The organism is Robertmurraya korlensis NBRC 107688 (assembly GCF_001591645.1).
In the GTDB taxonomy this organism is placed as follows: domain Bacteria; phylum Bacillota; class Bacilli; order Bacillales; family Cytobacillaceae; genus Robertmurraya_A.
Genome location: NZ_BCVH01000001.1, coordinates 494,847 through 516,811 on the forward strand (window position 1 = coordinate 494,847; position 21,965 = coordinate 516,811).

24 protein-coding genes are annotated in these 21,965 nt (G+C 38.8%); 17 read left to right on the forward strand and 7 right to left on the reverse strand.

Annotation, left to right across the window (positions count from 1 at the left end):
- Positions 1–240 precede the first annotated feature (240 nt).
- From BKO01S_RS02485 to BKO01S_RS02555, 15 genes are all read left to right on the forward strand, one after another.
- Positions 241–1,320, forward strand: a complete 1,080-nt coding sequence (locus tag BKO01S_RS02485; protein WP_066048120.1) for a hypothetical protein — start codon at positions 241–243, stop codon at positions 1,318–1,320.
- Entirely contained in the window at positions 1,307–3,475 is a 2,169-nt protein-coding gene (locus BKO01S_RS02490; protein WP_066048122.1) for a molybdopterin oxidoreductase family protein, read from the forward strand. Before BKO01S_RS02485 ends, BKO01S_RS02490 begins: the two co-directional genes overlap by 14 nt.
- The gene (locus tag BKO01S_RS02495) at positions 3,476–4,036 is read left to right on the forward strand and encodes a 4Fe-4S dicluster domain-containing protein (protein WP_066048124.1); all 561 of its coding nucleotides are present in this window, start codon (positions 3,476–3,478) and stop codon (positions 4,034–4,036) included.
- Between the two features lie 11 nt (positions 4,037–4,047).
- A complete protein-coding gene (locus BKO01S_RS02500) occupies positions 4,048–4,572 on the forward strand; it encodes a QcrA and Rieske domain-containing protein (RefSeq protein ID WP_066048126.1) in 525 nt (174 codons plus the stop codon).
- The gene (locus tag BKO01S_RS02505) at positions 4,562–4,747 is read left to right on the forward strand and encodes a hypothetical protein (protein WP_066048130.1); all 186 of its coding nucleotides are present in this window, start codon (positions 4,562–4,564) and stop codon (positions 4,745–4,747) included. The genes BKO01S_RS02500 and BKO01S_RS02505 overlap by 11 nt, the downstream gene beginning before the upstream one ends.
- A 3-nt stretch (positions 4,748–4,750) precedes the next feature.
- On the forward strand, positions 4,751–5,068 hold the full coding sequence (locus tag BKO01S_RS02510) for a hypothetical protein (protein ID WP_369690969.1): 318 nt from the start codon (positions 4,751–4,753) through the stop codon (positions 5,066–5,068).
- The gene (locus BKO01S_RS02515) at positions 5,043–5,342 is read left to right on the forward strand and encodes a hypothetical protein (RefSeq protein WP_157077264.1); all 300 of its coding nucleotides are present in this window, start codon (positions 5,043–5,045) and stop codon (positions 5,340–5,342) included. Before BKO01S_RS02510 ends, BKO01S_RS02515 begins: the two co-directional genes overlap by 26 nt.
- Positions 5,335–6,639 carry a NarK family nitrate/nitrite MFS transporter gene (locus BKO01S_RS02520; RefSeq protein WP_066048135.1) on the forward strand — a complete coding sequence of 435 codons (1,305 nt, stop codon included), beginning with the start codon at positions 5,335–5,337 and terminating at the stop codon, positions 6,637–6,639. Before BKO01S_RS02515 ends, BKO01S_RS02520 begins: the two co-directional genes overlap by 8 nt.
- Positions 6,640–6,723: 84 nt before the next feature.
- Complete coding sequence (locus BKO01S_RS02525; protein ID WP_066048137.1) at positions 6,724–7,371, forward strand: sensor histidine kinase; 648 nt, start codon at positions 6,724–6,726, stop codon at positions 7,369–7,371.
- A 52-nt stretch (positions 7,372–7,423) separates the two neighbouring features.
- The gene (locus BKO01S_RS02530) at positions 7,424–8,077 is read left to right on the forward strand and encodes a response regulator (RefSeq protein ID WP_066048138.1); all 654 of its coding nucleotides are present in this window, start codon (positions 7,424–7,426) and stop codon (positions 8,075–8,077) included.
- A 12-nt stretch (positions 8,078–8,089) separates the two neighbouring features.
- Positions 8,090–8,539 carry a GAF domain-containing protein gene (locus BKO01S_RS02535; protein ID WP_066048143.1) on the forward strand — a complete coding sequence of 150 codons (450 nt, stop codon included), beginning with the start codon at positions 8,090–8,092 and terminating at the stop codon, positions 8,537–8,539.
- A gap of 34 nt (positions 8,540–8,573) precedes the next feature.
- On the forward strand, positions 8,574–9,638 hold the full coding sequence (locus BKO01S_RS02540; protein WP_066048145.1) for a PAS domain-containing sensor histidine kinase: 1,065 nt from the start codon (positions 8,574–8,576) through the stop codon (positions 9,636–9,638).
- Between the two features lie 273 nt (positions 9,639–9,911).
- The gene (locus tag BKO01S_RS02545; protein WP_066048147.1) at positions 9,912–10,298 is read left to right on the forward strand and encodes a sporulation protein; all 387 of its coding nucleotides are present in this window, start codon (positions 9,912–9,914) and stop codon (positions 10,296–10,298) included.
- A 27-nt stretch (positions 10,299–10,325) separates the two neighbouring features.
- Complete coding sequence (locus BKO01S_RS02550) at positions 10,326–10,616, forward strand: YkvA family protein (RefSeq protein ID WP_066048149.1); 291 nt, start codon at positions 10,326–10,328, stop codon at positions 10,614–10,616.
- Between the two features lie 102 nt (positions 10,617–10,718).
- Positions 10,719–11,111, forward strand: a complete 393-nt coding sequence (locus tag BKO01S_RS02555; protein WP_066048151.1) for a hypothetical protein — start codon at positions 10,719–10,721, stop codon at positions 11,109–11,111.
- A gap of 39 nt (positions 11,112–11,150) precedes the next feature.
- Here BKO01S_RS02555 and corA read toward each other — a convergent pair whose 3' ends face one another.
- Positions 11,151–12,098, reverse strand: coding sequence for a magnesium/cobalt transporter CorA (corA, locus tag BKO01S_RS02560; protein ID WP_066048153.1), 948 nt, complete (start codon positions 12,096–12,098; stop codon positions 11,151–11,153).
- An 86-nt stretch (positions 12,099–12,184) separates the two neighbouring features.
- On the opposite strand from corA, the gene BKO01S_RS02565 reads away from it, so the two are divergent.
- Positions 12,185–12,457 (forward strand): late competence development ComFB family protein, encoded by a 273-nt coding sequence (locus BKO01S_RS02565; RefSeq protein WP_066048155.1) that lies wholly within the window; start codon positions 12,185–12,187, stop codon positions 12,455–12,457.
- 127 nt (positions 12,458–12,584) lie between these two features.
- On the forward strand, positions 12,585–12,935 hold the full coding sequence (locus tag BKO01S_RS02570; RefSeq protein WP_066048159.1) for a hypothetical protein: 351 nt from the start codon (positions 12,585–12,587) through the stop codon (positions 12,933–12,935).
- 34 nt (positions 12,936–12,969) lie between these two features.
- Here BKO01S_RS02570 and BKO01S_RS02575 read toward each other — a convergent pair whose 3' ends face one another.
- The 6 genes from BKO01S_RS02575 to metC form a co-directional block, all read right to left on the reverse strand.
- The gene (locus BKO01S_RS02575; protein ID WP_066048164.1) at positions 12,970–13,725 is read right to left on the reverse strand and encodes a LamB/YcsF family protein; all 756 of its coding nucleotides are present in this window, start codon (positions 13,723–13,725) and stop codon (positions 12,970–12,972) included.
- Entirely contained in the window at positions 13,715–14,689 is a 975-nt protein-coding gene (locus BKO01S_RS02580) for a 5-oxoprolinase subunit C family protein (RefSeq protein WP_066048169.1), read from the reverse strand. The genes BKO01S_RS02575 and BKO01S_RS02580 overlap by 11 nt, the downstream gene beginning before the upstream one ends.
- Positions 14,670–15,383: a 5-oxoprolinase subunit PxpB gene (gene pxpB / locus BKO01S_RS02585; RefSeq protein WP_066048172.1), complete on the reverse strand. Its 714-nt coding sequence runs from the start codon at positions 15,381–15,383 to the stop codon at positions 14,670–14,672. Before pxpB ends, BKO01S_RS02580 begins: the two co-directional genes overlap by 20 nt.
- 101 nt (positions 15,384–15,484) lie before the next feature.
- Positions 15,485–18,937: a methionine synthase gene (gene metH / locus BKO01S_RS02590; protein ID WP_066048173.1), complete on the reverse strand. Its 3,453-nt coding sequence runs from the start codon at positions 18,935–18,937 to the stop codon at positions 15,485–15,487.
- Positions 18,915–20,780, reverse strand: coding sequence for a bifunctional homocysteine S-methyltransferase/methylenetetrahydrofolate reductase (locus BKO01S_RS02595; RefSeq protein ID WP_066048176.1), 1,866 nt, complete (start codon positions 20,778–20,780; stop codon positions 18,915–18,917). The genes metH and BKO01S_RS02595 overlap by 23 nt, the downstream gene beginning before the upstream one ends.
- A complete protein-coding gene (metC, locus tag BKO01S_RS02600) occupies positions 20,777–21,964 on the reverse strand; it encodes a cystathionine beta-lyase (RefSeq protein ID WP_066048179.1) in 1,188 nt (395 codons plus the stop codon). The genes BKO01S_RS02595 and metC overlap by 4 nt, the downstream gene beginning before the upstream one ends.
- Position 21,965 lies beyond the last annotated feature (1 nt).

Genomic DNA, 21,965 nt, shown 5'->3' on the forward strand with positions numbered 1-21,965 from the left:
AAAAGTGTTTTATTTTGCCCAAAAATCGTTTAGGTCTGCAACTGTTACAAAATCGCCACAAATAAACAAACGTTGATATATCAACGTTTGTTAGAATGCAGGGAGGTTCAAGTTGCTCGAAAAAAGCCCTCTAAGGGAATTTCTCGAGGTGGGTAGGGAAATCCCCCGATACGGTAAATCAAGATCAAGACATAAAATGAAGATAACTTAAATGGTTATTTTTCAAGGAGGAGCGAAAAAATGCAAGGAGAACTTTCAGCAAATAAAAAAGCAACACATTCAATCGATCGCGCGTTTGCTTCTAAGTTTGCCAAGTCAATGTTTGTAAGTGTCTGCGGACTAGCAATTTTATCATTTATCGGAACGAGAATGTTTACTCATATCGATTTAAATCTATACGGTTACATGGTTGGAACCATTGTTTTTTTAGGAGGATTCTTTTATCGATTTATCGCTTGGGGAGAGAGACCACCTACAAAGATTTTCATAAAAAAGGGATTAAAACTATTGTTTAGAAAGTCTACACCAAAGACGACTACTGAACATCTAGTCACATACCGTTTTATCTGGAATCGTGGGATTTATCGTTGGACTCAACATATTTTAATGGGTTGGGGTTGTGTAATGGCAGCATTCGTAACTTTCCCATTAGTGTTTGGTTGGATGTACTTTACCATGGAAGAGAACGGATACTATACGGTCGTTGGAATGGGAATTGACATCATGACTATCAAAGCGGATGGTGTTTTAGGATACCTCTTCTATAACGCTCTAAACATATCTGCGGTTATGGTGATCACGGGTGTTTGCATGATTATTTATAGACGCTTAAAGAACATGCAGGCTCGAGCAGAACAAACCGTTGTATACGACTTTTTACCATTATACTTATTACTATTTGTTAGTATCACAGGAATTGCATTAACGCTTATCAATATGTTTTTACACGGCTGGGGACATTCAGTTATGTCATTAATTCATCAATATTCCGTCATTGTTACTTTAATATATTTACCATTTGGGAAATTAGCACATATTCCTTTCCGTCCTGTAAGTATTTTTGCTAGAAACTATCGCGAGCATTATGCTGAACAGTCGATGAAGCATTGTAAGGTTTGTGGTGAAGGATTTGTTTCAACAGAGCAATCAAATGATGTCGTACATGTACTTGGCGTGAACCATATGGAATTTAAAAAGGAAGACTTCCATCTAGCTGAATTATGTCTTCCATGTCGGAGAAAATATCGTATCGCTCAGTTCTCTGGCTTCCCTACACATGAAGTGAAAGTTAAGGAGGCAAACCAGAATGCAAAGGGATAAATTTTTTAAAGAAGTGAAAAATCTTCATCATCCAAATGAGAAGTTAGTGAAAACTCATTGTAGTTATTGCGGAATGCAATGTGGGATGAACTTACGTGTAGATACAAAGACAAACAAAATTATTGGGGTAGAGCCTCGTTATGATTGGCCAGTAACAGTTGGGAAAATGTGTCCTAAGGGTGTAACAGCTTATCAACAAACGAATCATGAGGATCGTATTTTACGACCACTAATACGTGATAATCAAGCGTTAAAAGGTACAAAAGAAGGCTTCCGTGAGGCAAGCTGGGAAGAAGCATACGATCTCATCGTTAAGAAATTTCAAGGTTTACAGAAGGATTATGGAAAAGACAGTCTTTCCGTTTTCAGTGGCGTTTCAATGACAAATGAAAAATGTTATTTGACTGGAAAGTTTGCTCGTGTGGGTCTTGGTACCAGATACATCGATTATAATGGCCGCTTCTGTATGGCAAGTGCAGCTGGTGGATTTATGAGATCTCTTGGGGTCGATCGTGGTTCAACGATTCCTTGGACGGATATCCATGAAACAGATTGTTTATTAATTGCAGGTAGTAATACGGCTGAATGTCATCCAACCTCTATGTTCCGCATTTGGAATGTCCAAGAAAGAGGGGGATACATCATTGTAGTTGACCCGCGTGAAACACCGATTGCAAGAAGAGCGGATCTTCACTTGGATCTTCGTCCAGGTACAGACCTTGCCCTTGCAAATGGAATTCTCCATCAATTAATCGAAATGGGATATATTGATGAACAATTTGTGAACAATCACACAAATGGATTTGAAGAAACAAAGGAAGTAGTGAAGGAGTTTACTCCAGAATATACAAGTGAAATTACAGGTGTTGCTCCAGAGAAAATTGTCAGGGCAGCCGAGATTTATGGAAAAGCACCAAATGCAGTTGTGATGTTTGCTCGGGGGATCGAACAGCAGCATAAAGGTGTTGACAATGTATCCGGTTATACCAATTTAGCACTTGTAACGGGCAAGATTGGTCGTCCAAAGTCAGGCGTAGCAACTTTTACAGGTCAAGGAAATGGGCAAGGAGGACGTGAGCACGGGCAAAAGGCTGATGCACTTCCTGGGTATCGAAAAATTGCCAATCCAGATCATGTTCGTGAAGTTAGTAAAGTATGGGGAATCAAGCCAGAAGAGATGCCACAAGCAGGTGTTTCAGCTTATGAAATGTTTGAGCTAATGACAGATAAGACGATAAGAGGCCTCTACTTATTATGCTCAAACCCAGCGGTTAGTGCTCCTAATCTTAATTACGTACGAAATGCCTTAAAAAATCTCGATTTTATGGTTGTTGCAGACTTCTATCTATCAGAATCAGCAGAATTTGCTGATGTAATTCTTCCTACAACTACTTGGTCGGAAGATGAAGGTACTGTCACTAATCTCGAAGGTCGTATTATCAAAATCAACAAAGCTCAAGAGCCAGTTGGCGAATCTAAGCCAGATTGGGAAATACAAGTAGAGCTTGCTGAAAGACTTGGAAGAGGTCAATATTTCAGACACCTAAAAACAGCTAAAGATATTGGAGACGAATTCCGCTTAGCTTCTAAAGGTGGCTACGCAGATTATTATGGAGCCACATGGGATAAGATCGAGAAGCAAGATGGAGTGTTTTGGCCTTGTAAGGATGAGGATGATAAGGGAACTCCACATATGTTCTTAGATAAAAAGTTTTATCATCCGGATGGAAAAGCAAAAATTTGTGCTCTTCCATATCGACCACCAGCTGAAGAGCCATGCGAGGAATATCCATTGCGTTTAACAACTGGACGTGTTGTTTATCACTACCTATCAGGTAATCAGACGAGAAGAATTCAGTTTTTACGTGATATGTGCCCAGAACCGTATGTTGAGGTTCATCCTGATACAGCCACAAAATATGACATTCAGCATGAAGAGGTTGTTCGACTGTTCACTCGCCGTGGAACGGCTGACTACAAAGTGAAAATAACTGAAGCTATAAGAAAAGATACAGTGTTCGTGCCATATCACTTTGGTCACGACAAATCTATTAATCTCCTTACTATTGCAGCACTTGATCCGATGTCAAGAATGCCTGAGTTTAAGGCTTGTGCCGCACAAATAGAAAAACTAGAAATAAAGAAGGTGCAATAAATGAAGAAGAGGCTCTATCTAGAATTAGAAAACTGTATCGGGTGTCGCTCTTGTCTGGCTGCCTGTACGCAGTGCGGAGGACATGAAGAGAAAAACAGAAACTATGTATATGATGTGAATCCTCTTGTAAACCGTCAGACGATGCCTCTCATGTGCCTTCATTGTGTAAATCCGGCATGTGCAAGAAGCTGTCCCGCTCAGGCTATCCAGATTCATGAGACGGGTGCTGTATTGTCTGCATTGGTTGAAAAGTGTATTGGTTGTCAAAACTGTACGATTGCTTGTCCATATGGTATCCCGAAATTTGATACAGAACAAAACCTTATGTACAAATGTGATCTGTGTATTGACCGAACAAAGGACGGAATTCCTCCCATGTGTGCAAGTGTATGTCCATCAAATACATTGCAGTGGCTAACTGATGATGAAATCGAAGCAAAGCAAAAGCAATTTAATCTAGATAATGGTAAATGGGTGACTAGTATGCCTTATCTCGAAGGTGAAACAAATGTACGAGTGAATCTTCCTGGTATTTTACAGGGAGTAACAAAGTTATTTTAGGAGGGATTATCATGACACAAAAAAACAATAAAATCCCCTTTAATGAAGATAATTATACTCATAATATCAATCGGAATAATGAAAGAAAACTAGACCGACGAGGATTTATGAAAACATTGGTAGGAGCAGCTGGTGTATTTGCTGTATCATCTCTGCCTTGGGGAGGGGTAGCAGCAAAGGAGTTAATGGGACTAGGAAATAAGGAATACCCCCACAAAAAGATCGTTGATATCAAAAGTATTCCTATTGGGCATTCTGTTGATTTCAAATTTCCAGGTGAACATGATGATGCAATCTTAATTCGATTAACTGAAACGAAGTATGTTGCTTATCAAAATGCATGTACTCACCTTCGTTGTCCAGTATTTTGGGAAAAGGAAAAAGGGGAGATGTTATGTCCTTGTCATCATGGAAAGTTTGATGTAGAAACAGGAGCACCAACAGCGGGACCTCCTCGTAGACCATTACCTGAAATTGAAGTAAAAGTTGAGAAAGGCGCAGTTTATGCAGTGAAGGTGAAACGTTATGAAGTGTAATTTTCATTTTGCTGCCCTGTTAGTCATTCTTATGTTGAATATTGTTTTTACACAGAAGATGGTGCATCAGTATTATTTTGAAAACTATGTAACTGCTATTATTTATTGTCTCTTGAACCTAGTGTTATTCCCTATTGCATTTGTCATTTACAAACAAGATCAAAAGAAGGCGTGATTGATGATGAATTCGGAAACCTACTTAGACTTCTGTTTTGTAAGAGAGCACAATGGTGAATTCGCTAATCTCATTGACCAATTGTTAACTGATTTGTTTAAAGGAATGCGTGTGAACTGGTATCTTGATGAAAAAGTAGCTGAAGGTGCTGATGTAGTAATTGCAGAGGTAAAGGGAATGACTCGGTTTCAGTCAGAGGAAGAAGTCATTGAGCATATTGAGACACACGCACAGGAGGATTTCTGGAACTATCTACAAGGCTATAAGATGTTTGTTTATCCTAATGGGAAAGGATGTGGAAGCAGCTGTGCAGGGCATTAATCTTGACGAACTAAAGGTCTATGTCAATCAACTGGTTGAGCTTTCTATTCAGGATTATTCCGGGGAAGAACAGGCAGCACCGTTTATAAAAAAATCATTAGTAAAAGTGGGATTATGCCCAGACGAAACACATGTGAGAATCTATTTTGACAACAAAAATTTCTTTGCTATTCCCGGATCTTCTCAAGTAACGGTTAGTGAAAAGGAATGGGTAGCGTTTGATGAAGCTAGTAAACTATATTATGTAATTAGAAAGGTTGATAAACATGAGTAAAGGAAGAATCACTCAATGGAATCCGGAAGATGAGCAGTTTTGGAATAAAGAAGGGAAAAGACACGCCAAAAGAAACTTATTAATCTCAGTTCCATCGTTAATGATGGCGTTCGTTGTATGGCAAATTTGGTCGGTTGTCGCGGTACGCTTAAACGATGTAGGATTTAATTTCACCCCTGAACAGCTGTTTACGCTTGCAGCAATGCCTGGACTTGTTGGGGCAACACTGAGATTTGTTTATACTTTTGCAGTTGGTAAATTTGGTGGAAGAAACTGGACCGTATTTTCTACAGCTATTTTAGCTATTCCAGCAGTTGGTATTGGTTTTGCGGTGCAAAATCCTGATACACCATATACCACTATGCTCATTCTTGCTGCTTTATGTGGACTTGGTGGAGGTAACTTCTCCTCTTCTTCAGCTAATATGAGTTTCTTTTTCCCGAAAAAAGAAAAAGGAACAGCGTTAGGTATTAATGGTGGTTTAGGAAATATGGGTGTATCGGTAGTTCAATTCGTTACCCCTCTAATCATTGCATCTGGTACATTTGCTTTGATTGGTGGAAGTCAAACATTGCCAACAGGCGAAAGTGTTTGGATTCAAAATGCAGCGTTCATTTGGGTTATTCCGATTGCCATCTTGACGGTTGCAGCTTGGTTTGGAATGGATAATATTCCAACAGCAACTCAATCAGTGAAAGATCAATTTATTATCGTAAAGCGTAAGCACACTTGGATTATGACTGTTTTATATGTGGCTACTTTTGGATCCTTTATCGGGTATTCAGCAGCCTTTCCTTTACTATTAAAGTCTCAATTCCCAGAACATGTTGGTTTAGCATTTTTAGGGGCATTTCTAGCTGCAGCTGCAAGACCAATTGGTGGCTGGATTTCTGACAAACTGGGTGGAGCTCTTGTAACTGCTTGGGTTCTAGTAGTGATGGCAATTGGTGCATCAGGAGTTATTTACTTTACAAATGACAAGATGTTTACAGGCTTCCTTGCTTCGTTCTTAATTCTATTTATCGCAGCAGGCTTAGGATCTGGTTCGACATTCCAGATGATTCCTGATATCTTCCCTGTAAAAGAAGCAGCACCAGTGTTAGGATTCACTGCAGCATTCGCAGCTTATGGTTCATTCTTTATTCCAAAGCTTTTCGGTTGGTCAGTAAATTCATTTGGAACACCAGTAAATGCATTCTATTTCTTTATCGCGTTCTATGTCATTTCCATTGTACTAAACTGGTTCTATTACCAACGTTCTACTGTAAGCACAAGTCCATCGAAAAACGTAGCATAAAAAAGGCATATGCCCCATCAGCTGTTTGCAAACACTGATGGGGTATGTGTCTATCTATATTTATATATTAGGGGGAGGTTCCTAATGAAAAATTCACCTACTAAAAATCAAATTAGCTCATACATTATCCAATCACAAGAGGAAGAAATTCAACGTATCGCACTTGAGCTTCATGAAGGTGTTGGGCAAACCCTCTATAGTATGTATACTGGACTTCAGTTTATTGAACAGGCCATAAATGGTTCGGATATGAAATCATATGTAAACGAAATGAGTCAATTACTTGAAAAGACGATACAGGAAATAAGGCTACTGTCAGTCGAACTTCATCCGCCAACGTTAACGACACTCGGATTAGTCCCAGCAATGAAAAGCTACTTACGAATGTTTACGTCGACTTACGGAATTTTAGTTGACCTCGATATTGAAGGGCAGGAACCGAATTTAACGGAACCTCAAAAAATAACACTTTTTCGAGTATGTCAAGAGGCGTTAGGGAATGTGGCGAAATATGCAGATACTCATTTTGTACAACTTTTTTTCTCCTTTCGTGATAAGGAATTAACTATGACGATTAAAGACAATGGAAAGGGTTTTTACGTAGAAAATGAAATGCAACGATCTAGTGGGTTAACTGCAATGACAGAACGGATGAGTCTAATTGGGGGGCACTGCGCAATAACGTCTGAAATAGGGACAGGGACTACTATTGATGTTCTTTTACCGCTATAATAAAAGAAAATAGGGATCATGTTCCTTTTAAGAAGTCATAGGGGGGCTTACCTTGATTAAAATAATATTGTGTGACGATCATGCTGTCGTTCGAATGGGATTAAAAATGCTACTTAGTAATCATCCAGAAATGGAAGTGGTAGGGGAGGCATCTGAGGGTAACGAGGGAATTCAGTTAGCCCAAGAGCTTGAGCCCGATGTCGTCATTATGGACTTAAGCATGCCACATGGCAAGGATGGATTATCAGCTACTTCTGAGCTGAAAAAACTGATGCCAAATGTACAAATACTTATTCTAACGATGCATGATGATGAAGAATATTTATTCCGAGCGATTCAAGCGGGGGCTTCGGGATGTATTTTGAAAAGTGCACCTCATGATGAATTGTTAGGTGCCATAAAAATGGTTGCAAAGGGCAATGCCTATCTTCATCCGTCTGCCACGAAAAGGCTAATGGAAGAGTATATCGACAGTGTAAAGCAAGGTATTCAAGATACCTTTAATCTTCTATCTGACAGAGAGAAAGAAGTATTAACGTTAATTGCAAAAGGTTATGCCAATAAAGAAATTGCTGAAAAGCTTGTTATTTCTGTTAAAACTGTTGAAACCCATAAGGGAAATCTTATGGAGAAGCTTCAAATGAAAACTAGACCAGAACTAGTTGCATTTGCTCTTAAAAAAGGCTTACTGGGTTATGGCATGTAAAGGATGTATTTAATGGTTATGGATAACTTGAACAATCAAACATACATGAAACTAGCTTGTGAACAGCTTCAAGAAACATTTGAATGTGACTTTGTCGGTCTTGCCTTTCAAGAGAGTAAAGGTCCTAATATTGGCTGGAAAGTTGCTTCAGGCAATAGTAATGATAAATATAAGCGAATTACTCTTCGGTATGGCAAAGGGATTGCTGGTAGAGTGTTATCTACTGGAAGACCGATGGAGATAAAATATTTTCCTCAAAATATTTTAGGTAAAGCACTAGAGTATCCCATCCTTTTAGCAGAAAAACTACTGTATGCATACGCTGTTCCTATTTTTATCAATGGTGTACCGAAAGGCGTGTTGCTAGTGGGTTTTAGATCAGAAACATCCATCGATGACACTGGAAAAAAATTAGTTGAGAAAGCGGCTAAGGAATTAGAAAAACAAATTTCTGTCATTTGAAAATTAGAACGAACGATAGAGGGAGGCAATAGAGTTGAAGGATCAATCGATTATCACTGAAAACCAACACTCACCTAATCCTCTTTATGAACTCTCTGAAGAGTTACAAAAATCTGTTCAAGAGTTAAAGGATTTCAAATTTGCGCTAGATGCCTCATCTATTGTTGCTATAACAGATGCTAAAGGGCGTATCACGTATGTAAATGATAAGTTTTCCCAAATCTCAAAGTATTCAAGGGAGGAACTTATTGGTGCTGATCATCGAATTATTAATTCCAGCTTTCATCAAAAGTCATTCTTTAGAGAGCTATGGAAGACCGTATCATCCGGTCAGGTATGGAATGGTGAAATAAAAAATCGTGCAAAAGATGGAACATACTATTGGGTAGACACAACCATTGTTCCGTTTTTAGATTCAGATGGAAAACCATACCAGTATTTAGCCATCCGTCATGAAGTAACAGAAAGAAAGAAGGTAGAAGAAGAGCTACAAAGAATGATGACAAAAATCATTGAAGTTCAAGAAGAAGAAAGAAAAAGGCTCTCTAGAAATCTTCATGATGGAATCGGACAAAATCTGTACAGTCACTTAATTTCAATAAATATACTACAATCGCAATTAGAACATCCTTTACTTGATATGCTACAGAAGGAAGCAACGGAATTGATTGAAGAAGTAAGAAGAATTTCTCAGGAGTTACGGCCATCAGTACTCGATGATCTTGGCCTTGTACCTGCCATACGTTCATACTTAACTCGTTTTTCTGAGCATTATCAAATTGATGTTCAGTTTGATTGTTTTTTACAACAGCGGCTTTCATCAAATAAGGAAATTACCATTTATCGTATTCTTCAGGAAGCATTAATTAATATTCAAAAATATGCAAAGGCGGAGCGGGTTTCTATCATTATTAGAGAGATGGAACAAGAGGTTCGGGTAATCATTGAAGATAATGGGCAAGGGTTTGACCCGTCAACCGTTACCAGAGGGGTAGGGCTTTTTAGTATGGAGGAACGGTCTCGTGCAGTTAAAGGTGAAGTACATATCCATTCCTCCCCAGGTAAAGGTACGAAGATTGTTTTAGAGATCCCAATGTAAAAGTATTGACAATTTTAAGGGGAATAACATAAAATTAGCATATGAATTATATAATTTCTCCTAAAGGGGAGTAGCTTTTACAGCAAAGTCGTCATTTCAGAGGAAACTCTCGGCTTTGTTGGCAACATATTAAAATTGTTGTTAGCAAGACCTTTACCAAATGGTAAAGGTCTTTATTTATGGTCTTTGCCTCCAAGGTAAGGACCATTTTTATTTTATTGATAATAGGATAAGGATAAGGGTAATAAAAAAATATTGAGGGGATTGGGTACCATGATTTTAAGAAAGTATATGTCATTACTAGGAATTGGGTCAGCTACCATTGACTTAAAGCTAGATCATACAAAATTTCAACCGGGGGATTGTGTCACAGGACATTTTCATATTCAAGGGGGAACAATTGAGCAGCAGGTAAAAAGAATCGAATGTGATTTAATAATGAAAAATGAAGAAGAAAACAAAGAAATAATTATTGAAAGTTCAACGATTTATACAACACAAATGATTGAATCTCAAGAACAAAATCAATTGAACTTTCGATTCACATTACCAGTTGAACTTGAAAAATCGTCGTCCAATTTAAAGTATCGATTTAAAACAAAGATGATTTTTGATGCAGGAGTAAAGAGCGAGGATCAGGATATCATCTATATCTCTTAACTTTAGGTATGAAAGGGGAATCGATCAATGAGAAAAGTCTGGAAGAGAATAACATTTGTCGTTAAGTTTTGGAGATTCTTACCCTTCATAAGAGATTTTTATTTTGCACGAGATGTAGAAGTGAAACATAAAGCTTGGCCAGTTGTTTTTATTATTGGGTATTTGTTATTGCCCGTCGACGTAATTCCAGATGTATTTGCCATTTTCGGGTTTACAGATGATTTATTAATTACAACTTTCATCCTACAAAGGTTAGTCAAGATTGCACCCCCGTGGTTAAAAGAAAAATACAATTTAAATGATAAAAAGTTATTGTAAAACTGGAAATAACCCTTCGGATAGTACTTTTCAAAATAGCCTATTATAATGGAGGGGTCATGAGGGTGACCTACTTATATATTGATGATGGAGGGGTCCTTGATGAATACAATGACAAATGGAATCCAACAAATTAATGAATGTCGTCAGCTTGCTCAGCAGTTAATAACCCAAACTCAACAAGGAAGCCAGCAATATCGCCAAATGCTTCAACAAGAACAGCAAAATGCTCAAATGCTTGAACAACTAGTCCAAAGAGAAAGAGTAGCGGTTCAGAACATTCAAAGAAGTCTTGAACAGCATGATCTAGCCATTCGTAAGTGTCAAGATGTCATTAACGTATGTAACCAACTTCAACAAGGAATCACTGGCCAAATGGGGATGCAGCAAACATTCTCCCAACCAGGTACTGGATTCCATACCAACTCTTTTCACCCAACTGGTGGAATCATGAATCACGGTATGCAACAAACAGGATTCTCTCAAGGACATTAATATTGAATTCCCCAGCATTTGCTGGGGAATTTTTCCGATTTATCGGAACCATCCCTTTCTTTTAAACCAAAGATACATACCTCCACCTATTAAGAGCATGATGAAAAGAATTAGAAAGTATCCATATTCCCAGCGAAGCTCTGGCATATGTTCAAAGTTCATTCCATAAATTCCGGCAATAAACGTAAGTGGCATGAAAATGGTAGTGATCACTGTAAGAACCTTCATCACTCGATTGGTTTGATGGGAATTATAAGAAATATAGCTGTCTCGAATATCAGCAGTAATTTCACGGTTTGCATCAATCATTTCAGATAGTTTAAGTAAGTGGTCATATATATCTGCAAAATATTCTTTTTTTCCTTGAATGGTTTCTAAACGATGAGAATTTAGCATCCGATAGAGAAGGTCTCTCATTGGAATAATTGTGTGTCGCAAGCTTAATAAATGATGTCTTGTTTCAAACAATTGCTCAAGTAACTTCTCCATGGATAAATGATTTGAATTGTCTTCAATATCATTTAATGTGTCTTCGATTTCGTATAAAAAAGGAAAATAATTGTCTACAATTTTATCTAGCACGTGGTAGAACACTAAATATGGATTCCAGTCTTTCATCTGCCTAGAATTAAGTAAACGATCCCATACATGATCGATTTCTGGAGAAGGTAAATGGTGATAGGTGACAATAAAATGCTTTTCAACAAAAAAATTTATTTCTTCTTTCTCAAGGCTACCTTCACCTAACCGATGTGTAACATAAAAGGTGTGTTGGTCATAATAGTCTAGCTTGGGACGCTGAAGCTTATTAATACAATCCTCTATAGCAAGAGGATGAAATTGCAAAGGATTATTTAGATAGCCGGTCTCCTCCAAACTGGGCTGATTGAAGTCAATCCAATACCACATCCATTCCTCTGGGGTAAATTGACGGAAACTAATCTCTTTTATGGTAAAATCTTTTGTAATGCCAATCATTCGAATCATAGTAATCTCCTGTTACAATAAATATCTATAGAATATCGGAATTAATCCTAATTGGCAATTTTTATATGATAAGGCGGAGTAGACAAATGAAAAGTTATATGAATGTTATGGAAGAAATCGTAATCGCCTTAGTCACCATGAGTATGGTTGGTCCTGATTACCAAGTATTTTGTAAATGTGAAAAATGTAGAAATGACATTATTGCACTTAGCTTAAACAGCCTACCTAGTCATTATGTAACAACGGAAGAAGGAAGAAAAATGGTTTATGAAACACTGAATACAATTGAGAATCGAAAATGGATAAATAAAAAAATTATTTCCGCCATTCACGTGGTAGGTAAATACCCGAAACATTAAATAGAAAATATACAATTAACAAATAAATTGAAAGGTTTGGTTTTTGGACACGAAATTAACGAAGTTCTGTAACACCTTTCTTTGTTTCAAATGATACAATTAGAAAAAACACTGAGGGGGTTTGAATATGAGTGAAATGACACAGTTAGTGCGGCTCTTAAATGAGATCAATATAAATGTTAACTCAAAATTAGATTCTATTGAATCTCGACTGGCAACGCTTGAAAAAGTAAACAGCATTGAGCACCGAGTTGCTGTAAATCAAATTGACATAGGGGATATAAAAGAATTATTACAAAAGATCGAGGAACATCCCTTTGAAAAAGTGACAGTCGCCATTGAAGAGACGTTAACCAAATTACAGGCTAGCTATCAAAAGAATTTTGATAACATATCAAAAAGACTAGACACTCAACTACTGAAGATAGCGAAAACGGAAGAAGAAATGATTCTTTTGAAGGAATCAATAACTGAGTAAAGAAGCGCAGATAAAAAATCGCGCTTCTTATTTGTTAGAAGAATGGTTTTATAAGTACTCCATTGTCTTTTAATGTAGTAGAAATGATTCGTGCCATTTCAACGGCTTTTATGCCATCGCCATGTAAGCATATAGAGTCAGCTTGTAATGGTATTTCAGTACCTGTAATTGTTTTTACCCGCTTATCTAGGACAAGCTGTAGTACCTGATTGATTGAAGCGATTTCATCACTAATGACGGAACCTTCTAAATGTCTGGGTGCTAGAGTTCCGTTTTCCATGTAGGCCCGATCTGCAAAAACCTCATTTATGGTTTTAAGACCAAGTTTCCTCCCTGCTTCAATTAATCTACTTCCGCTTAACCCATATAAATAAAGGTTTGGATTCACTCGATATACCGCTTCTGCAACAGCCTCGGCAGTAGCCATATCAACTGCACATAAATTATATAATGCCCCATGCGGTTTAACATGTGTTAATAATCCACCCTCCGATCGTACGAACGCCTCTAATGCACCGATTTGATACACAACATCATGATAGGCATCCTTAGGAGAAATGTGAATATTTCTTCGACCAAATCCTCTCAAGTCCGGAAGACCAGGGTGGGCACCAATGGATACCTTATTGGCTAATGCAAGTAAAACTGCATCCCGCATCGTTATTGGATCGCCAGCATGAAATCCACAAGCGATGTTAGCAGATGTTATATATTTCATCATTTCCTGGTCGTTCCCTAGCTGATAAACACCAAAGCTTTCACCTAAATCACAATTAAGATCAACCTCCATATTGAATCACCCCTTTTAGTGCTTCTCTAATGATCGCCTTTTGTACCCGCATGAGAGTATTCATCCTAACATATAATTTCTGAGAATCTTGTAGGGTTATTTCCTCAAAATCTACTATATCTCCAGGTTTTTTCTGTGCTAAATAAGGAAGGTCAACCGATGCGATTTGTGCTATTTTTGGATATCCTCCGGTTGTTTGTCTATCTGATAAAAGAACAATGGGCTGACCATTTGGAGGAACTTGAACAGATCCATGGGTCACTCCTTCAGTAATAAGCTCTTGTTTATCTTGTATTTCTAAGGGAGGCCCAGCTAAACGGATACCCATCCGATTTGAATCTTTAGTTATATGAAAGTCTGATGTGATAAAGTCTTGATGGCTATTGTTCGTAAAAAGATCGTATTGCTTTCCTTTTGTAAATCGTACTTTTCTTTTTTTCGTTACATGGTTATGTAATTCAGGGGAGAGCTTCCAATGAATTGGATGTAATAAATTACTAGAATAGATACGTAAATGATCCTTAGCTTGTAAGGGTCTCCCGTAGTAGCCACCTATTTGAGAGCGAATGTCTGTACTTCGACTCCCCAATACGATAGGAGAATGAATACCTCCACTCACAGCAAGATACGCACGACTACCACTAAGGATGGTAGAAAACGAAAGAATATCACCAGTAGAAATCTGGAGCGGCTTCCCATTTTCTATAAGAATCCCATTGATAGTAGGGGATAAATTAGCCCCGCATATTGAAATGACTGATGAACATTGAAACAGTAGAGTTGGTCCTAGAAGGGTGATTTCAATCGTTGCTGCATGCTCCTCGTTTCCAACAAGCCAATTAGCAAGCTGGTGAGAGTAAAGGTCAAGAGCGCCTGATGTTCCAATACCTTTTGCTTGAAATTGTGTACGTCCTAAATCTTGGATGGTAGTAAGGAGACCAGGCTTAAGAACTGTGATACTCATTTGATACCTCCATTTGGGAAAACTGTTTAGCTGTTATCGGATAAAATCGAATAGTATCGCCTGGTACAAATAGTGTTGGGTCATTTTTGCTAGGAAAATAGATTTGAATCGGTGTTTGACCAATAATTTGCCAGCCTCCAGGACTATCGGTTGGATATATTCCTGTTTGTTCACCAGCAATTCCAACGGAGCCAGCTTTGACCAAGGTTCTTGGACTTCCTTTTCTTGGTGTGGCAATTGATTTAGGTAGCCCTCTTAAAAAAGGGAAGCCAGGTGAAAAGCCTAGAAAGCTAACTTGGTAGATTTGTTTGGTATGATGTTGAATTACCTCTTCCTCGGTAAGTTGGTTAACCTTTGCAACCTCTGTTAAGTCAAGAGAGAAAGGAGGCTCATAGCAAACAGGGATAAGAAAACAATTTCCTTGTCGTCTGTCCGTTGTTACCCCTTTTAAGAGTAGTTTATGAATGTGACTTCTCACTTCTTCATATGGATAACATGATTTTATGAGCGAAGGATCATAGTGGATCGTTAGTGTTGTGTATGCAGGTACCAAAGCAGTCATTCCTGGAATTGACCGCTTTAAAAGTGAATGATAGGCAGAGTGTACGTAGTCATTTGCCTTACCATGTAACCCTGTTGCCGGGAAATCAACTATCAAAGCTGTGTCGCCTAGAGGACTAATTGAAAAATCCATCGTATCACCTTTTAATTTAGTCATTACTGTTATTGTAGTAGAAGAAAAGAAAAAAAAACACAAAAAAGTGTTTAGCTTTTACGCTAAACACTCTCAAGCAACTATCTTAAAACATTAAAGTAACGAGCTTCTGGATGGGAAAATACCATTGCTGTAACAGAAGCTTCGGGTTCCATCATAAATCCTTCGGTCAATTGAATACCAATCTCCTCTGGTTTCAGAAGCGAAAATAACTTTGTTTGGTCTTCAAGTTCTGGACAGGCAGGGTATCCAAATGAGAAGCGTTGACCAGTGTATTTGGCCGAGAATCGGTCCTTCATTGTCATGCTAACCGGATCTGGGAACCCCCAATGGTCACGCATGAGGCGATGAATGAATTCTGCAAATCCTTCAGCAGTCTCTAACGCTAAAGCTTGAAGAGCATGATTTTCTAAAAACTTACCGGCCTGTTTTAATTCTTCTGCTACTTGACGAATGCCAGTGCCTGCAGTTACTGCAAAGAATCCGACATAATCCATCTCACCTGAGTCAACCGATTTAATATAGTCTGCTAAGCACAAATATGGCTCAGATTCCTGGCGAGGGAACGTAAAGGTTTCAAGAATTTCTGAGTGATTTTCAGGGTTATAGATGAAAATACTCTCATCTTTCGATTGCGCAGGATAAAATTGATATACTGCTTGTGGCCTAATCCAACCCTTTTGCTTTGCGTCTGCTTTAAGCTCATCAACCACATTTTTTACCTTCCAAGCTTTTTCATCTTGGGCTGCTAATAGCTTTTCGATCGTTCCTTTTACCCCTAAGTGATGACCAATGAGCATTTGTTCATTGATATATGGTTCAATATGGGCAAGAGAGTATTGTCGTAAAATATGTTTCTTAACGTCTTTAGGAACTTGTACGATAAAATCTTGTGTTACTTTTGATCGCATCTTAACAGCAGTAGCTGTTGAGGTTGCAGTGTTTGATTCAACGGTTGTACTGGCTATGCGTTCTTGTCTTTCTGCATGCTCTATCTTAAGTTTTTTGAACTCCTCTTCATCTTGGAGTTGGTTGGCAAGACTTAACCCATTCATGGCATCCTTTGCGTATAAAACCAGACCATCGTACTCTTTAGAAATTTTTGTATCAGTAAATTTTCTAGATAAAGCTGCACCACCAACCAAAATAGGTACATGAATTCCTGCTTGCTTCATATCCTGAGCAGTTAGGACCATTTGCTGTGCGGACTTTACTAGTAAACCGGATAATCCAACAATATCGGGATTTTCCTTTTTTATCGTTTCAATTAATGTAGTAGGGGTTACCTTTATACCTAAATCAACCACATCATACCCGTTATTGCTTAAAATAATATCCACTAGGTTTTTACCGATATCGTGAACATCGCCTTTAACAGTAGCTAAAATCACTTTTCCTTTTGATGCAGAAGTATCTCCTGCTTCCATATAAGGTTCTAAGAAGGATACAGAGGCTTTCATAACCTCAGCACTTTGAAGTACCTCTGCTACTATTAATTGATTGTCATTGAAAAGGCGACCCACTTCCTTCATTCCATCCATCAATGGTCCATTAATGATATCAAGTGGGGAAGGGTAAGTTGTTAAAGCAAGCTCTAAGTCAGGAATTAATCCTTCTTTTGTCCCCTCAACGATATAGTAAGCTAGCCGCTCATCTAACGTCATATCTGGTAGAGTGCTTTTTGCTTCTTTTTTCTTTCCTCGGTAAAACTCAGTGAAAACAGCTAATGTCTCATCGGTTGTATGGAAAAGAAGGTCTTCAGCTAATTTGACTTCATCTGGTGGAATACTAGCAAATCGTTCGAGTTTTTCTGTATTTACAATCGCGTAATCAAGTCCCGCGACCGTGCAGTGATAAAGGAATACAGAGTTCAATACTTCACGTCCGACAGGTGGAAGACCGAAGGATACATTACTGATTCCCAAAATTGTTTGTGTTTCAGGCATCTTCTCCTTGATCATTCGTATTCCATCAACTGTTGCTTTCGCAGAACCAATGTATTGCTCATCTCCTGTACCGACAGGGAAGACAAGTGGATCAAATATAATATCCTGAGGAGAAACACCATATTTGTTAACGAGTAGATCAAAAGATCGTTCTGCTACCTCCAGCTTTTTCTCAGCAGTTACACCCATCCCTTTTTCATCAATGGTTCCAACAACAACTGCTGCACCATATTGGTGTATTAACTTCGAAACAGATGCAAATTTTTCTTCGCCATCCTCTAGATTGATGGAGTTAATAATCGCTTTTCCTTGAGAGTAACTAAGAGCCTTCTCAAGAACTTGATCATCTGTAGAATCGATAACTAGAGGAACCTTTACCTTCTTAACGACTTCCTTAATGAAATTCTCCATGTCAATGATTTCGTCACGGTCAGGGTCCGCTAAGCAGATGTCAATGACGTGAGCTCCGTTTTTCACTTGAGCACGGGCTACTTCTGAAGCTTCCTCAAATTTCCCATCGCTGATCAATCTTTTAAACTTTCTTGACCCGATAACATTTGTACGTTCTCCAACCATGATTGGTCGTAACGTAGGATCATCGTATACGAATGGCTCAATACCTGAAACCATGTGGGAATGGTTTTCAATCCGTGGACGAGGCTTGTATTTCTTCATTTCATCAGAAATGGCTTTGATATGTTCAGGAGTCGTACCACAGCAACCACCAACAATATTAATCCAACCCTCTGCAGCGAAGTTGCCCAGCTTTTTCGCTAGTAAATCCGGTGTTTCATGATAATGACCTTCTTCATCAGGCAAACCTGCATTAGGATAACAACTAATTGCAGAATTTGATAGGGAAGAAAGGGAGCGAATATGATCCTGCATGAACTCTGGTCCCGTTGCACAATTTAGTCCAACTGCGATTGGATTCATATGTTGGATAGAAATATAAAAGGCTTCGATTGATTGACCAGCAAGCGTGGTTCCCATCGGTTCAATTGTTCCTGAAATCATAATAGGAAGCTTGCGGTTTCGAAGGTCAAAGGCTCTCTGTATTCCTATAAATCCAGCCTTAACATTTAACAAGTCTTGACTCGTTTCAAGCAGTAAAAGGTCAACGTCACCATCAAGAAGACCTAGAACTTGCTCCTCATAGGTCTCAACTAGCGCAGAAAAGGTGGTGCCACCTGTGACACTTAACGTTTTTGTTGTAGGGCCAAGGGCACCAGCGACAAAACGTGGCCACTCAGGAGTAGATATTTGATCCCTTGCCTTTCTTGCTAGCTTGGCGGCAACAACATTAATCTCATAAGCTCTTGAGCCTAAATCGTATTCATCTAATACTAAACTAGTGGCACCGAATGTATTGGTTTCAATAATATCCGATCCAGCACGTAAGTACTCCAGGTGAATCTTTTCAATCACATCAGGAGTGGTGAGGTTTAATATTTCGTTACAGCCCTCATATTCCTCTCCACCAAAATCCTCTGCTGTTAATGCTTCTTGTTGGAGCATCGTTCCCATCGCACCATCCATGATGAGAATTCGTTTATTTAGTTGTTCATTTAACGATGCTGTTTGCATTCAGCTTCCTCCTTACCGCTTGGCTGTTTATCGTATTTGTATAGGTAGTGAGCTGTGCGGTCATCTCATAGCGCATAAAAGGAGTAATTAGATAAATTCCATTAAACAATTCAGAAGCTACGTCAATCAATGACTTTGTAATAGCCACTCCTTCTTTCGCAGACTGAATTGGATCATCCTTTAAAGAAGCCATCAGTTCTCTAATAGAATCCGAAATCTTTATTCCAGGTACCTCGTTATGAAGAAATTCCGCATTTTTACTTGATGTTAGTGGCATTAAACCTATATAGATCGGCTGAGAGATATGCCTCGTAGCATGGTAGATCTCTAACAGCTTTTCCTCTGAATAAACAGGTTGAGTAATAAAATAATCTGCACCGTACTTCGCTTTCTTTTCCAGTCGTAACACAGCTTTATCAATATATTTTACATTTGGATTAAAGGCTGCTGCAACCGAAAAAACTCCTTTTTCCCCTAGGTCTTTGCCGGTAGGGGAAAGACCTTCATTGAACTGCTTAATCATGCTAATAAGTTCAAATGAAGAGACATCATAGACTGATGAGGCACCAGGGAAATCACCGACACGAGCGGGATCCCCCGTAATAGCAAGAATATCGTGTAATCCGAGTGTGTGTAGACCCATTAGATGAGATTGAAGACCAATAATATTTCGATCACGACAAGTAATATGGACAAGTGGTCGAATTCCGATATTTGTTTTTGTTAAATGAGCAAGGCTCGTATTACAAATTCTAGGTGAAGCTAACGAGTTATCTGCTAAGGTTATAGCATCAACTCCTGCTTCTTTCAAAACTTTTGCCCCTTCGAAAAACTTTTTTGTATTAAGCTTTCGTGGAGGATCTAATTCTACGATGACCGAGGATCTTTCCTTCACAATTTCCTGAAGAGGTTGCTCGGTACGTTTCGGTTGAGTAGATTTTACTTGAACTACTTCTTTCTTTATTTCTACTTGCTTTTCCGTTACTGGTGAAGTTCCTTTTAACTCCGTAGCAAACGCCTCTATATGGGCTGGAGTTGTTCCACAGCAGCCTCCTAATAGACGAACACCTTGAGCTCTGAATTCCTGTGCGCTTTTTCGGAAATAATCCGCATCTCCTTCATAATGGAATTTACCATCCGTGTAAGTAGGAAGACTTGCATTTGGATAAGCAGATAATAAAGCAGTTTTTGGTAATTCAACTTGTTCTAAGCTTGCAAGCATATGATGGGGACCCAGTCGACAGTTAACACCCACCACATCAGCGCCAAGACCCTCCAAACGTAAGAGAGCTTCATTAACGGGTGTTCGGTCTTGCATAATCCCAGGGACCTGCATAGAAATTTGAGTAATGATAGGTAAATTCGTTTCCTTTCTCGCAAACGAAAGGACCGCTTCAATCTCATCCAAGTCGTAATAGGTTTCAAATAACAGACCATCAACGTCTGTATCCAATAAGTGATGTAATTGTTGTGAAAAGCTTTGGACAATTTCTTCTAATGAAAAGGAGTTGGGGCGGATTCCACGGTTACCACCAATCGTTCCTACAACGAAACTCTCATTTGTAATGGCTTGTTTGGCAATCTTTACAGCCGCACGATTAATTTTATCGACTGAATCTTCCAGTCCGTATCTTTGTAGTTTTAACGAGTTGGCAGCATACGTATTTGTCTGAATAACATCCGCACCTGCACGTAGATAGGCTTTATGAATGTTTAGGATATCATCCGGATGGGAAAGGTTTAACTCTTCAAAACAACTATCTGTTCCATAGGAGTAGAGAAGGGTACCCATTGCACCATCACCAATGACAATGTCCTTTTTTAATTTATTTAAAAGGTTCATCTTACAATCTCTCCTTGATTATTAGCTGCTATTGCTTCAAGTGCCGCAGAAAAATCCTTGATGATATCATCTGGATGTTCCAATCCAACAGAAAGGCGGAGGAGACTTTGGCTGATTCCTCTTTTTAACCGTTGTTCAATCGGCATGGCCGCATGTGACATTTTTGCTGGATAGGAGAGGATTGATTCAACAGCCCCTAAACTTACAGCAAATACAGGGATTTCCGTTAGCTTAACAAACTGTTTTACATCCTCTTCACTTTCGAGCTCGAACGAAAGGACTGCACCGGCACCTTCTGATTGCTTCTGCTGTAATTCAAATTGGGGATGATTAGAAAGACCTGGATAATATACACTTTTTACAGAAGGGTGAGACTGTAAAAAACTGGCTATTTTTAGAGCAGATTTCATCGAGAAGTCCATTCGAACCGATAACGTCTTTAATCCTCTTAATACTAACCATGCATCTTGGACACCTAACACAGCTCCAAAGGAATTTTGTAGAAAGCCAATTTGTTTTGCTAGGTCAGAATCGTTAACAACAATAGCTCCAGCTACAACATCACTATGACCAGATAGAAACTTCGTGGCGCTATGGAGTACAACATCTGCGCCAAGCTGTAATGGCTTTTGTAGAGCAGGTGTTAAAAAGGTATTATCAACAAAAGTTAAAGCTCCAACACTTTTCGCAATGTCACTGATTGCTCGAATATCTGTCACTTTTAAAAGGGGATTCGAAGGAGTTTCTACATAGAAAACCTTCGTATTAGGACGAATCGCTTGTTTTACAGCTGAAAGGTCTGTCATATCAACAAATGTGTGCTCGATTCCGAAACGCGAAAGGACTTCAGTCACCATTCTGTAGGTTCCACCATACACGTCTTCGGTGATCACTACATGGTCTCCTTGAGAGAGAAGGAGAAAAGCAGTAGAAATGGCTGCCATTCCAGATGCAAAAGCAAATCCATTTGTCCCTTCTTCAAGGTTTGCAATAACCGTCTCTAAAGCTTCACGAGTAGGGTTTGCACTTCGACCATAGTCGTACTTCCCAAACTCTTCTACGCTATGCTGGTGAAAGGTGGATGCGTGTTGAATAGGGACCGATACCGCCCCCGTCGCAGGGTCAAATTTATGTTCATTATGAAGCAGCTTTGTCTCAAATGAGTAGTTATGTTCTTTTTTCATT

Excerpts from the sequence above, each read along its gene's own strand:
- BKO01S_RS02570 (WP_066048159.1), top strand. The coding sequence starts at position 12,585 with ATGAGTGAAATGACACAGTTAGTGCGGCTCTTAAATGAGATCAATATA.
- BKO01S_RS02550 (WP_066048149.1), top strand. The coding sequence starts at position 10,326 with ATGAGAAAAGTCTGGAAGAGAATAACATTTGTCGTTAAGTTTTGGAGA.
- BKO01S_RS02525 (WP_066048137.1), top strand. The coding sequence starts at position 6,724 with ATGAAAAATTCACCTACTAAAAATCAAATTAGCTCATACATTATCCAA.
- pxpB (WP_066048172.1), bottom strand. The coding sequence starts at position 15,383 with ATGGATTTTTCAATTAGTCCTCTAGGCGACACAGCTTTGATAGTTGAT.
- BKO01S_RS02580 (WP_066048169.1), bottom strand. The coding sequence starts at position 14,689 with ATGAGTATCACAGTTCTTAAGCCTGGTCTCCTTACTACCATCCAAGAT.
- BKO01S_RS02520 (WP_066048135.1), top strand. The coding sequence starts at position 5,335 with ATGAGTAAAGGAAGAATCACTCAATGGAATCCGGAAGATGAGCAGTTT.
- BKO01S_RS02500 (WP_066048126.1), top strand. The coding sequence starts at position 4,048 with ATGACACAAAAAAACAATAAAATCCCCTTTAATGAAGATAATTATACT.
- metH (WP_066048173.1), bottom strand. The coding sequence starts at position 18,937 with ATGCAAACAGCATCGTTAAATGAACAACTAAATAAACGAATTCTCATC.
- BKO01S_RS02575 (WP_066048164.1), bottom strand. The coding sequence starts at position 13,725 with ATGGAGGTTGATCTTAATTGTGATTTAGGTGAAAGCTTTGGTGTTTAT.
- BKO01S_RS02595 (WP_066048176.1), bottom strand. The coding sequence starts at position 20,780 with ATGAACCTTTTAAATAAATTAAAAAAGGACATTGTCATTGGTGATGGT.
- BKO01S_RS02495 (WP_066048124.1), top strand. The coding sequence starts at position 3,476 with ATGAAGAAGAGGCTCTATCTAGAATTAGAAAACTGTATCGGGTGTCGC.
- BKO01S_RS02545 (WP_066048147.1), top strand. The coding sequence starts at position 9,912 with ATGATTTTAAGAAAGTATATGTCATTACTAGGAATTGGGTCAGCTACC.
- BKO01S_RS02510 (WP_369690969.1), top strand. The coding sequence starts at position 4,751 with ATGATGAATTCGGAAACCTACTTAGACTTCTGTTTTGTAAGAGAGCAC.
- BKO01S_RS02535 (WP_066048143.1), top strand. The coding sequence starts at position 8,090 with ATGGTTATGGATAACTTGAACAATCAAACATACATGAAACTAGCTTGT.
- BKO01S_RS02485 (WP_066048120.1), top strand. The coding sequence starts at position 241 with ATGCAAGGAGAACTTTCAGCAAATAAAAAAGCAACACATTCAATCGAT.
- metC (WP_066048179.1), bottom strand. The coding sequence starts at position 21,964 with ATGAAAAAAGAACATAACTACTCATTTGAGACAAAGCTGCTTCATAAT.
- BKO01S_RS02505 (WP_066048130.1), top strand. The coding sequence starts at position 4,562 with ATGAAGTGTAATTTTCATTTTGCTGCCCTGTTAGTCATTCTTATGTTG.
- BKO01S_RS02565 (WP_066048155.1), top strand. The coding sequence starts at position 12,185 with ATGAAAAGTTATATGAATGTTATGGAAGAAATCGTAATCGCCTTAGTC.
- BKO01S_RS02490 (WP_066048122.1), top strand. The coding sequence starts at position 1,307 with ATGCAAAGGGATAAATTTTTTAAAGAAGTGAAAAATCTTCATCATCCA.
- corA (WP_066048153.1), bottom strand. The coding sequence starts at position 12,098 with ATGATTCGAATGATTGGCATTACAAAAGATTTTACCATAAAAGAGATT.
- BKO01S_RS02555 (WP_066048151.1), top strand. The coding sequence starts at position 10,719 with ATGAATACAATGACAAATGGAATCCAACAAATTAATGAATGTCGTCAG.